The sequence below is a fragment of the Shinella sp. GW835-FHT14H05 genome, from assembly GCF_058793575.1.
Genome location: NZ_JBXAFY010000020.1, coordinates 34,666 through 45,593 on the forward strand (window position 1 = coordinate 34,666; position 10,928 = coordinate 45,593).

The following is a 10,928-nucleotide window of genomic DNA, read 5'->3' on the forward strand; positions in this document are numbered from 1 at the left end:
GCCTGCAACGCGTGGCACCCCGCCATGATCGCACAGAAATCCAAATATGCCCTGCGCGCGCTCCTGGCGCTCGCCCGGGCCGGTCCCGGCGAAACCGTGCAGATCGGCACGATCGCGGCGCGTGAGGCGATCCCCAAAAAATTCCTCGAACAGATCCTGCTCGACCTCAAACATGCCGGCCTCGTGGTGAGCCGGCGCGGCCAGCACGGCGGCTACCGGCTGCTGCGGCGCCCGGAGGATATCGCTTTCGGCGAGGTGCTGCGCATCCTGGAAGGCCCGTTCGTGCCGCTCGCCTGCCTTGCCAATGATGGCGACCAGCGCTGCGCCGATTGCCGCGACGACCGCTTCTGCGCCGTGCGCCGGGTCTTTGCCAAGGTCGCCGCCGCCTCCGGTGAAATCCTCGACGGCACGACGCTGGCGGATTTCCTGCATGAACCCCCGGAAACCGCCGCCGGCACGCCGGATTCGCCCGGCACCAAGCGGGCTTCCATTATTCTACTAAAAAGGTAGAAAATTATATCGAGCCGCGCTATCATGGTGGTCTGGCTTCTCGTTCACCGTGAGGGAAAGGACAGGGCATGTTCTTCGAAAGGGCCGTGAGGGAAGAGGGGGCTTCGTCCGTGCCGGCGATGCGCATTGCGGTCATCGGTGCCGGGCCGTCGGGCCTTGCCACGACGATCGCGCTGATGCGGCGGGTTCATCGCCCCTTCGAGGCCTGGCTGATCGATGCCGAGGATGCGCCGGGCGCTTTCGGGGATGGCCCTGCGGGCAAGGCGCTGACCACGGAGCCGGCCCGCGACCTCTCCGTCCTGCCCGATCGCCCGGATGATTTCGCCGAGTGGCTGAAGGGCAGCCTGCTTGCGGGCGGCGCTGTTGCCGCGCTGCGCGGGCCGCAGGATCTGCATGTGCCGCGCGCCGTCTTCCGCGATTATGTGATGGCCCGCTTCGGCGAGGCGCTGAGCCTGCGCCGCGACGTGCGCATCCGCACCTTCCGCGGCGCGGTGCGCCATATCGGCGTGGCGGGAACGGGCCTGCGCGTCGCCTTCCGCGATGGCGAGAGCGCCGAATTCGACCATGCCGTCGTCGCCACCGGTTTCGGCATCGCCGAGCGCGAGGCCGCCTCCTGGCGAGGCGCCGAAGCCGCAGCCGAGCGGTTGTCGCAGCGGGCAGACTCGTCGCCGCTGACGCTGGTCGGCAATGGCCCGCGCCTTGCCGCCATCCTCCTCGACCTGCGGGCGCGCGGTTTTGCCGGAGAAATCCATGTCGCCGCCGCCTCGGGCCGCCTGCCGCAGCCGCATGGCCGCGGGTATGAGGGCATGGCCTTCGGCGAACCGCCGGCCACCCGCTCGCTGAAGGATGCCTTCCGCTATATCCGCAACGAGTGTAGCGCCGCGGAGGCGCGCGACGGCGGCCAGTGGCAGACCGTCGTCGATGCAGCCTCCGCCCGCCTGTCCGTCGTCTGGCGCAACCTGCCCCAGGCCGAGCGCAACCACTATCGCCGCCATCTCCTGCGCCTGCACCGGCATTTTTCCGTCCGCATCGCCCGTGATGTGCACCGCCGCCTCGGCGCCGAATTCGAGACCGGCCGCACCCGTTTCGTGCCGCCCTGCGATCCCAAATCCGCCGACGAGAACACCATCGATTGCCGCGAGATGCCGTCCGCCCGCGCGCTTGCCGGGCTCATCGCCCGCGATGCCGCGACGCTGACGGTCGATGATTGCGGCCGCCTGCTCAGCCATGGCGAGGCGCTGTGCGGGCTGTCGGTGGTCGGCGCCATCGCCTCCAGCCTGCGCCCCGGCCCGTTCACCTTCGCCGAAACCGTGCGGCAGACCTACCGGGCCGTGCTCGACATCGCACCGCAGGGGCTTGCCCGCGTCTCGCACCGCTGAAGCCTCTCTGCCGAAAAAAGTTTGGGCGGCGCGGCAAAAACAGCGGTTTTCCGCGGATGCATTTTGCGTGGTCGTCGGCATCGTGGGATGAACCGTTCGCCTGCGGCGGGACTCCGCAGGTCTTCCATTGCGCCTTTACGGCTCGTTTGGAACCCGTTTTGCGAGTTGCCGGGGCGTTGTTGACTAACTCTACTAATTCACTAGGGTTTATGAGGGATAACGATCCAGGAGGTTGGAGAATGTCGATATTGGCTAAACGATTTGGGGCTCTCGTGGTGGGTGTCGGGCTTGTGCTCGGGGGGGGGACGGGAGCGTTTGCACAGACGATGCTGCTCAACGTCTCCTATGACCCGACGCGCGAACTCTACAAGGAATATAACGAGGCCTTCGCAAAACATTGGAAGGCTGAGACCGGCGAAGACGTGACGGTGCAGCAGTCGCATGGCGGCTCCGGCAAGCAGGCACGTTCGGTGATCGACGGGCTGGAAGCGGACGTGGTGACGCTGGCGCTCGAAAGCGACATCAACGCGATCGCCGAAAAGACCGGCAAGATCAACAAGGATTGGCGCGGCCGCCTGCCGAACAATTCTTCGCCCTACACCTCGACCATCGTCTTCCTGGTTCGCAAGGGCAATCCGAAGGGCATCCATAACTGGGGCGACCTGGTGAAGGGCGACGTGCAGATCGTCACCCCGAACCCGAAGACCTCGGGTGGTGCCCGCTGGAACTACCTTGCAGCCTGGGCCTGGGCGAACCAGGAATACGGCGGCGACCAGGACAAGATCAAGGCTTACATCGCGGAACTCTTCAAGCGCGCGCCGGTTCTCGACACGGGTGCACGCGGTTCGCTGACCACCTTTGCACAGCGCCAGATCGGCGACGTGCTGCTCGCCTGGGAGAACGAGGCCTATCTGGCCGGTGCCGAGTTCGGCGCGGATGCCTTCGACATCGTCGCTCCACCGATCTCGATCCTCGCAGAGCCGCCGGTCGCGGTGGTTGACGGCAATGTCGATGCCAAGGGCTCGCGCAAGCAGGCCGAAGCCTACCTCACATATCTTTACTCGGAGGAAGGCCAGAACATTGCGGCGAAACACTTCTACCGTCCGTCGAAGCGCGAATTGGTGAAGCCTGAGTTGCTGCAACAGCTTCCGGACATTAAGCTGGTGACGATCGACGATCCGATCTTCGGCGGCTGGGTGAAGGCACAGCCCGAGCATTTCGGTGACGGCGGCGTCTTCGACCAGATCTACAAGCCGGGGAACTAAGTCCTTTGACGACATCTGCTGCTGCTTCGGTGCGGTGGCGCGTGAGACAGCCGAGTGTCATTCCGGGTTTCGGACTGACGCTCGGCTTTTCGCTCGCTTATCTGACCCTCATCATCCTCATCCCGCTCGCCGGCCTCGTCTGGCGCTCCGCCTCGCTTTCCGGTGCGGAGTTTTTGGCTATCCTCACCGATGAGCGCACGATCAACGCGCTGGAGGTGTCCTTCGGCACGGCCTTCATCGCGGCGCTCGTCAATGTGGTCTTCGGCGTCATCGTCGCCTGGGTCATCGTGCGCTACGAATTCCCCGGCCGGCGCATCGTTGACGCGGTGGTGGACCTGCCCTTCGCGCTGCCGACGGCGGTGGCGGGCATCGCGCTTGCCGCGCTCTATGCGCCGAACGGCTGGGTCGGCCAGGTGCTGAACGTCTTCGGCATCAAGGCGGCCTTCAACCCGACGGGCATCGTCATCGCGCTCGTCTTCATCGGCCTGCCCTTTGTGGTGCGCACGGTGCAGCCGATCATGGAAGAGATCGACCGCGAGGTGGAGGAGGCGGCCGCAACGCTGGGTGCCAACCGCTTCCAGACCGTCTATCGCGTGCTGCTGCCCGGCCTGTCTCCGGCGATCCTGACGGGCTTCGCGCTGGCCTTCGCTCGCGGCGTGGGCGAATACGGCTCAGTCATCTTCATCGCCGGCAACATTCCCTATGTGTCCGAGATCGCGCCGCTCCTCATCGTCATCCGGCTGGAGGAGTTCAACTATGGTGCGGCGACAGCGATCGCCACGATCATGCTGAGCATGTCCTTCGCCATGCTGCTCGTCATCAACCTCATCCAGGCTTGGAGCCGCAGGAGGTACGGTCATGGCGCCTAATTCATCCCGCCGCCTGCGCTCGCCGACGACGGAAGCGCCCTTCGCCCGCTACGCGCTAATGACCGCCGCCTTCCTGTTCCTGGCGCTCTTCCTGCTCCTGCCGCTTGCCGCCGTCTTCATCGAGGCCTTCCGCAAGGGGCCGGGCGAATTCTTCGCCTCGATGAACGATCCGGATACGCTGGCCGCCATCCGGCTGACGCTGCTGGTCGCCGTCATCGCCGTGCCGCTCAACCTCGTCTTCGGCGTGGCGGCGGCCTGGGCGATCGCCAAGTTCGAGTTCAAGGGCAAGGCCTTCCTCACCACGCTGATCGACCTGCCGTTCTCGGTCTCGCCGGTCATTTCCGGCCTCGTCTACGTGCTCTTGTTCGGTGCGGGCAGCGTGCTCGGGCCGTGGTTGAAGAGCCATGGCATCGAGGTGCTCTTTGCCGTGCCCGGCATCGTGCTCGCCACCGTCTTCGTCACCTTCCCCTTCGTCGCGCGCGAGCTGATCCCGCTGATGCAGGAGCAGGGCACGGGCGACGAGGAGGCGGCACTGTCGCTCGGCGCGTCGGGCTGGCAGACCTTCTGGTATGTGACGCTGCCCAATATCAAATGGGGCCTGCTCTACGGCGTGCTGCTCTGTAATGCGCGCGCCATGGGCGAGTTCGGCGCGGTCTCGGTGGTTTCGGGCCATATTCGTGGTCTTACCAACACCATGCCGCTGCATGTCGAGATCCTCTACAACGAGTATAATTTCGTCGCAGCCTTCGCGGTGGCGTCGCTGCTCGCGGCACTCGCTCTCGTCACGCTCGTCGTCAAGACGGTCCTTGAACTTCACTACGGCGCGGAAATCGCTGCCGGCCGCAAGCATTGAAAGGCTAAAGCCCTCCATGGACGTCAGGGTTTCCAACATCCGCAAGGAATTCGACCGCTACCCGGCACTGAACGATGTCTCGCTCGACATCCGTTCCGGCGAACTGATCGCGCTGCTCGGCCCCTCCGGCTCCGGCAAGACGACGCTGCTCCGCCTCATCGCCGGCCTCGAACAGCCCACCCTCGGGAAGATCTTCTTCGGCAACGAGGACGCCTCGCATCGCACCGTGCAGGAGCGCCATGTCGGCTTCGTCTTCCAGCACTACGCGCTGTTCCGCCACATGACGGTCGCCGACAACATCGCCTTCGGCCTGACCGTGCGCCCGCGCGGTGAACGCCCGCCCAAGACGGAAATCCGTCGCCGGGTCAGCGATCTTCTCGACATGGTGCAGCTCTCCGGCCTTGAAAAGCGCTATCCCAACCAGCTCTCCGGCGGCCAGCGCCAGCGCGTGGCGCTCGCCCGCGCCATGGCGATCGAGCCGAAGGTGCTGCTGCTCGACGAACCGTTCGGCGCGCTGGACGCCAAGGTGCGCAAGGAACTGCGCCGCTGGCTGCGCGAATTCCACGACCGCACCGGCCACACCACCGTCTTCGTCACGCACGACCAGGAAGAAGCGCTTGAACTCGCCGACCGCGTGGTGGTGATGAGCCAGGGCCAGATCGAGCAGGTCGGCTCGTCCGACGACGTCTACGACCGGCCGAACTCGCCCTTCGTCTTCTCCTTCATTGGCGACAGCGCCAGCCTGCCCGTCACCGTCGCGGACAATGCCGTGCGCTTCCAGGACGAGCCGATCGGCATCGCCCCGAAGGCGAACGACATCCAGAGCGGCAGCGGCACCCTGTTCTTCCGCCCGCAGGACGTCACCCTCGTCACCGACCCGGCGACCCCGGCGCTGGAAGGCCGCGTCGCCACCTCCCGTCGCCTCGCCGGAACCCGCATCGCCGACCTCGACATTTCCAGGCAGGGTGAATCCCACCATGTCGAGATCGAAATTCCCCTCGATGCCCAGGCCGCGACCGGAACCATCATCCGCTTCAAGCCGACGCGCTGGAAACTCTTCGCTGAATAACAAAAAGGCCGGCTTCAAGCCGGCCTTTTGCATTCGGTTGTTATGATGAGGCCCTGCCGACGCCGCCGGCGACCAGCCGTCCCTTGTGGAACGTTGCGCCGCGGGGCGCCACGCGGGCGACGGCTTCTGCCGAGCAGCTTGCGGCGGCCAGCGTGAAGCCCGCCTCGTCGCCGGCCTTCGGCCAGGCGCGGTTGCCGTCATTGTCGAGCGGCAGCACGCCGCCGGTCGAAATGGCGAGCGAGCGGGACAGGTGGAACTCGTCCGAGCCGCGATAGAGCTGGGCGTAGAGATAGGCCTTTTCCAGCATGTCGCCACTGCCGAAGGGCGACCAGTGGTCGATCACGCTGTCGGTGCCGGTCATCACGAAGACGCCGGCCTTGGAAAGCTGCGGCAGCGGCATCATCAGCCCGCCGATCGGCACGGTGGAGGCGATCGTCATGCCGTTTGCTGCCAGTCGCGCCGCCGTCTCTTCCAGCTGTTCGGGCGCCAGCGTCGTCAAAGCGAAGGCATGGCTGATCGTCACCTTGCCCTTGAGCGCCTGGTTCTTCTCGACCGTATCGATCATGTAGTTGACGGCCGCCACGCCGGCCGGGCTCGTCTCGTGCAGGTGGATGTCCACGCCCTTGCCCGTATCGAGCGCGATCTGGAACATCGCGTCGAGCGATTTTTCCATGGCGCTGTCGACATTGGTCGGGTCGAGGCCGCCGACGAATTCGACGCCCATCTGCATGGCCTCGCGCATCAGCCCGTCGACCTTGGAATGCAAGAGGCCGTGCTGCGGGAAGGCGACGATCTCGCAGACGAAGTCGTCCTTGTGCTTCTCCAGCGCCCGTTTCAGGTGTTCCAGGCTCTTCAGCCCGCTCACCGGATCGATGTTGCAATGGCTGCGCGCGATCGTGCTGCCCTTGGATTGCAGGAGCGCGATCAGCCCCTCGGCGCGCTCGACGGAGGTCGGCAGCAATTGCGGCAGCAGCTTCTCCTCCAGCGCGATCATGTCCATGATCGTCTTGCCTTGGCGCGGACGGGGTGCCTGCCAGGGGCCGCCGTAAAAGGTCTTGTCGAGGTGGATGTGCATGTCGCGCATGGTGGGCAGCGCAAGCTGACCATTTGCCTGGTAGGTCGGCAAGCCGGCGGGCAGCGTCGCGCCTGCGCCATGCAGCGCGGCGATCTTGCCATCCTTGATCTCCAGCGTATGGAGCGCCGTGCGTGTGGCGACAACGACATCGTCGTCCCGCTCGAAACCCTCTTCGAGGCGCACGTCGGCGAGCAGGTAATGGCTGTCTTTCACGGCGGTCACGGCATTCTCCGGGGCACAATCGGTCGTTTGCGCCGCGGCCTCGCGGCTGATGCCGCCGGTCAATCCGGCGATTGCGGCGGCGGTGGTGAACTGGCCGATGCGGCTCAGAAAGGCCCTGCGGCTCTGCGATATGGCATGTTGCAACATCGTCTCCTGGTCAAGCTTGGAAGGAATGACGCATTCTAGGAGACGGGGCTGTCGCATGGCAGCGACATTTGGCAATGCTGGCTATTCGATTCGCCACTGTTCAGCGCGAGAGACCGCAAAAGGCGATCAGCCGTTCGGCGAGATCCAGCGCCACCGTGGAGGCCGTATCGCGGTAGAACAGGGCAAGTTCGAAATCGTCGACCGGCGGCAGGTGCTCGGCCGCGCCCAGCACCCGATGCGCGGGCAGGCGGCAGCTTGCCGGCAGCAGGCTGACGCCGAGCCCTGCCGCAGAGGCCGCGGCAATGGCCGCCAGCCCCGCACCGCTATAGCTGACGCGCCAGCGCATGCCGAGCCCGTCCAGCGTCTGGCACAGTTCTTCGCGGTAGAGCCCGTTCACCGGAAAGACGGCGAGCGGCACCGGCGATTGTTCGATGGCTGGATGTTCCTGGCTGTCGAGCCAGAGCAGCGGCTCCGGCCGGGCGGCGCGCGGCAGGTGCACGCGGCGCTGCTTGACAAGCACCAGGTCCAGCTCTTCCTGAAGATAGGCCCGATGCAGGTCGGGGCTGAGCCCGCTGGTGACGTCGAGCCTGAGATGCGGATGTTCCCGCTTGAAGGCCGCCAGCAGGTCGACCGTCGGCACGGTGAAATCCTCCGGCATGCCGAGCCGCAGCACGCCGTCGCGCCATGGGCCGGTCAGCGCATCATGCGCCTCCTCGTTGAGCGCGATGATGCGCCGCGCATAGCCGAGCAGCTTGATGCCCTCTTCGGTGAGCCGCACCTCATGCGAGGTGCGCTCGAACAGCGCCTTGCCGAGCAGTTCCTCCAGCCGGCGTACCTGCTGGCTGACGGTCGATTGCGACAGCGACACCCGGTCCGCCGCGCGGGTAAAGCTGCTGGTCTCTGCGACGGCCACGAAGCTGACCAGAAGCTGCGGGCTGAACATGGGATACCGATTCATCGTCCGCTGCCCAAGTGTTGGCGGTCGCTTCTTGTAGTGAATGCGGACGTCGCTTCCAAGGGGCCGGCCGCACGCAAGGCGCGGCCGGTTTTGTCAGGCTTAGAAGCTGACGGCGCGGTCGCCGTCTTCGTCCTGGATGCGCGTCGGCAGGCCGATGCGGTTCAGGAGATTGATGAACGGCTTCGGCGGCAGCTCCTCGACATTCGCCATCGTCTTCACATCCCACTCGCCGGTCGCGACGAGCATCGCGGCGGCGACCGGCGGCACGCCGGCGGTGTAGGAAATGCCCTGCGAACCGACCTCTTCGTAAGCTTCCTTGTGATCGGCCACATTGTAGATGAAGACGGTCTTTTCCTTGCCGTCCTTCAGGCCCTTCACGTAATCGCCGATGCAGGTCTTGCCTTCATAGTTCGGTGCAAGCGACGACGGGTCCGGCAGCACCGCCTTGACGACCTTGAGCGGCACGACCTCCAGCCCTTCGGCGGTCTTGACCGGCTGCTCGGAGAGCAGGCCGAGGTTCTTCAGCACGGTGAAGACGTTGATGTAGTGGTCGCCAAAACCCATCCAGAAGCGCACATTCGCGCCGTCCATGTTCTTCGCCAGCGAATGCACCTCGTCATGGCCGCAGAGATAGGCGCGGCGCGTGCCGACGACGGGCAGGTCATAATCTTTGCCGATCTCGAACATCTTGTTGGTCTGCCACTGGCCGTTCTGCCAGGAATAGACGACGCCGGTGAACTCGCGGAAATTGATCTCCGGGTCGAAGTTCGTGGCGAAATATTTGCCATGGCTGCCGGCATTGATGTCGACGATGTCGACGTCCGTCACCGTGTCGAGATATTCGTCCTTGGCGAGCTTCGCATAGGCGTTGACCACACCCGGATCGAAGCCGGCGCCGAGGATGGCGGTGATGCCCTTCTCCGCGCATTCGGCCGCGCGCTTCCACTCGTAGTTCCCGTACCACGGCGGCGTCTCGCAGATCTTGCCCGGCTCCTCGTGGATCGCGGTGTCGATATAGGCAACGCCCGTATCCATGCAGGCGCGCAGCACCGACATGTTGAGGAAGGCGGTGCCGACATTGATGACGATCTGGGACTTGGTCGACTGGATGAGCGCCTTGGTCGCCTCGATGTCGAGTGCGTCCAGCGCGTGGCCTTCCAGCACGCCCGGCTGTTTCATCGCCTTCTTCTCATGGACCGACGCGATGATCCTGTCGCACTTCGCCTTGGTGCGCGAAGCGATATGGATATCGCCGAGCACGTCGTTGTTCTGGGCGCATTTGTGCGCCACGACCTGTGCGACGCCGCCGGCGCCGATGATGAGCACGTTCTTTTTCATGTCGGGGGATATCTCCTTCTACCCGGTAGAAGCCTCAGGAGAGGCTTTCTTCGTAGTCCGCGTAGGTGAATTCGCGGACCGTTCTGATGCTGCCATCCAGTTCGCGGATGGCGATCGCCGGCATTTTCACGCCGTTGAACCAGTTCTTCTTGACCATGGTGTAGCCGGCCGCATCCTGGATGGAGAGGCGGTCGCCAACCTTCAGCTCGGTCTCGAAATTGAACTCGCCGAAAATATCGCCGGCGAGGCAGGATTTGCCGCAGACCATGGTGCGGTGCGGCCCGGTGTTGGGGGAAATCTTGGCGCTCTCGCGATAGATCAGCAGGTCCAGCATATGCGCCTCGATCGAACTATCGACGATGGCGAGGTGCTTGCCGTTGTTCAGCGTGTCGAGCACCGTCACTTCCAGCGTCGCGGATTTGGTGATCGAGGCCTCGCCCGGCTCCAGATAGACCTGAACGCCAAACGCGCCGGAGAACCGCTTCAGCCGCTCGGCGAATTTTTCCAGCGGATAGTTTTCGCCCGTAAAATGGATGCCGCCGCCGAGGCTCACCCACTCCGTCTTCTTCAAAAGTGGCGCGAACTTCTCCTCGATCGTGCCGAGCATGCGGTCGAACAGGTCGAAATCACCGTTTTCGCAATTGTTGTGGATCATGAAGCCGGAAATCCGGTCCATCACGGCCTCCACCTGCTTCACGTCCCATTCGCCGAGCCGCGAGAAGGGGCGGGCGGGGTCGGCGAGGTCGAAGCTGGAGGAGGAGATACCGGGATTGAGCCGCAGGCCCCGCACGATGCCGGCGGCCTTGTCGGCGAAACGGTCGAGCTGGCCGATCGAGTTGAAGATGATCTTGTCGGCGTGCGACACAACCTCGTCGATCTCGTAATCCGCATAAGCGACCGAATAGGCGTGCGTTTCCTTGCCGAAGCGCTCGTGGCCGAGGCGCACCTCGTTGAGCGACGAGGAGGTCGTGCCGTCCATATAGTCGCGCATGAAATCGAAGACCGACCATGTGGCGAAACATTTCAGCGCCAGCAGCGCCTTGGCGCCGGAGAGTTCGCGCAGGCGCGCGACCTTCTCCATGTTGGCGAGAAGCTTCGACTTGTCGATCAGGTAATAGGGCGTGGTGAGGGACATGGCGGGACCTCTTGTGCGGGTGGATTGGTGGCAATGCCGACAGAAACGCGCATAGCGGAGGCGAAAACCTCCTGCTTCACGCTATTCGGAACTGGGGAAAACGGCGGT

General features: G+C 64.6%; 10 protein-coding genes. 6 read left to right on the forward strand and 4 right to left on the reverse strand.

What is annotated here, in order from left to right; all coding sequences use genetic code 11:
* The first annotated feature begins 24 nt into the window (after nucleotides 1-24).
* The 6 genes from AC1Q6Z_RS31630 to AC1Q6Z_RS31655 all read left to right on the forward strand — a co-directional run bounded on the left by AC1Q6Z_RS31630 (nucleotide 25) and on the right by AC1Q6Z_RS31655 (nucleotide 5,945).
* Entirely contained in the window at nucleotides 25-510 is a 486-nt protein-coding gene (locus AC1Q6Z_RS31630) for an RrF2 family transcriptional regulator (protein WP_492650262.1), read from the forward strand.
* A gap of 68 nt (nucleotides 511-578) precedes the next feature.
* A complete protein-coding gene (locus tag AC1Q6Z_RS31635) occupies nucleotides 579-1,889 on the forward strand; it encodes an FAD/NAD(P)-binding protein (protein ID WP_492650263.1) in 1,311 nt (436 codons plus the stop codon).
* A gap of 239 nt (nucleotides 1,890-2,128) precedes the next feature.
* Nucleotides 2,129-3,154: a sulfate ABC transporter substrate-binding protein gene (locus AC1Q6Z_RS31640; protein WP_492650264.1), complete on the forward strand. Its 1,026-nt coding sequence runs from the start codon at nucleotides 2,129-2,131 to the stop codon at nucleotides 3,152-3,154.
* Between the two features lie 5 nt (nucleotides 3,155-3,159).
* Nucleotides 3,160-4,023, forward strand: a complete 864-nt coding sequence (gene cysT, locus AC1Q6Z_RS31645; protein WP_256118406.1) for a sulfate ABC transporter permease subunit CysT — start codon at nucleotides 3,160-3,162, stop codon at nucleotides 4,021-4,023.
* On the forward strand, nucleotides 4,013-4,876 hold the full coding sequence (gene cysW / locus AC1Q6Z_RS31650) for a sulfate ABC transporter permease subunit CysW (RefSeq protein WP_439616467.1): 864 nt from the start codon (nucleotides 4,013-4,015) through the stop codon (nucleotides 4,874-4,876). Before cysT ends, cysW begins: the two co-directional genes overlap by 11 nt.
* Nucleotides 4,877-4,892: 16 nt before the next feature.
* A complete protein-coding gene (locus AC1Q6Z_RS31655; protein ID WP_256118408.1) occupies nucleotides 4,893-5,945 on the forward strand; it encodes a sulfate/molybdate ABC transporter ATP-binding protein in 1,053 nt (350 codons plus the stop codon).
* A gap of 40 nt (nucleotides 5,946-5,985) precedes the next feature.
* On the opposite strand, the gene AC1Q6Z_RS31660 is transcribed toward AC1Q6Z_RS31655, so the two are convergent.
* The 4 genes from AC1Q6Z_RS31660 to AC1Q6Z_RS31675 all read right to left on the reverse strand — a co-directional run bounded on the left by AC1Q6Z_RS31660 (nucleotide 5,986) and on the right by AC1Q6Z_RS31675 (nucleotide 10,820).
* Nucleotides 5,986-7,386, reverse strand: coding sequence for an amidohydrolase family protein (locus tag AC1Q6Z_RS31660; protein WP_492650265.1), 1,401 nt, complete (start codon nucleotides 7,384-7,386; stop codon nucleotides 5,986-5,988).
* Between the two features lie 103 nt (nucleotides 7,387-7,489).
* Nucleotides 7,490-8,347: a LysR family transcriptional regulator gene (locus AC1Q6Z_RS31665; protein WP_492650266.1), complete on the reverse strand. Its 858-nt coding sequence runs from the start codon at nucleotides 8,345-8,347 to the stop codon at nucleotides 7,490-7,492.
* A gap of 99 nt (nucleotides 8,348-8,446) precedes the next feature.
* Complete coding sequence (locus tag AC1Q6Z_RS31670) at nucleotides 8,447-9,685, reverse strand: saccharopine dehydrogenase family protein (RefSeq protein ID WP_492650267.1); 1,239 nt, start codon at nucleotides 9,683-9,685, stop codon at nucleotides 8,447-8,449.
* 34 nt (nucleotides 9,686-9,719) lie between these two features.
* Nucleotides 9,720-10,820 carry a carboxynorspermidine decarboxylase gene (locus AC1Q6Z_RS31675; protein ID WP_492650268.1) on the reverse strand — a complete coding sequence of 367 codons (1,101 nt, stop codon included), beginning with the start codon at nucleotides 10,818-10,820 and terminating at the stop codon, nucleotides 9,720-9,722.
* Nucleotides 10,821-10,928: the final 108 nt, after the last annotated feature.

Coding starts and splice junctions, on each gene's coding strand:
- AC1Q6Z_RS31630 (WP_492650262.1), top strand. CDS start 25: ATGATCGCACAGAAATCCAAATATGCCCTGCGCGCGCTCCTGGCGCTC.
- AC1Q6Z_RS31635 (WP_492650263.1), top strand. CDS start 579: ATGTTCTTCGAAAGGGCCGTGAGGGAAGAGGGGGCTTCGTCCGTGCCG.
- AC1Q6Z_RS31640 (WP_492650264.1), top strand. CDS start 2,129: ATGTCGATATTGGCTAAACGATTTGGGGCTCTCGTGGTGGGTGTCGGG.
- cysW (WP_439616467.1), top strand. CDS start 4,013: ATGGCGCCTAATTCATCCCGCCGCCTGCGCTCGCCGACGACGGAAGCG.
- AC1Q6Z_RS31655 (WP_256118408.1), top strand. CDS start 4,893: ATGGACGTCAGGGTTTCCAACATCCGCAAGGAATTCGACCGCTACCCG.
- AC1Q6Z_RS31665 (WP_492650266.1), bottom strand. CDS start 8,347: ATGAATCGGTATCCCATGTTCAGCCCGCAGCTTCTGGTCAGCTTCGTG.
- AC1Q6Z_RS31670 (WP_492650267.1), bottom strand. CDS start 9,685: ATGAAAAAGAACGTGCTCATCATCGGCGCCGGCGGCGTCGCACAGGTC.
- AC1Q6Z_RS31675 (WP_492650268.1), bottom strand. CDS start 10,820: ATGTCCCTCACCACGCCCTATTACCTGATCGACAAGTCGAAGCTTCTC.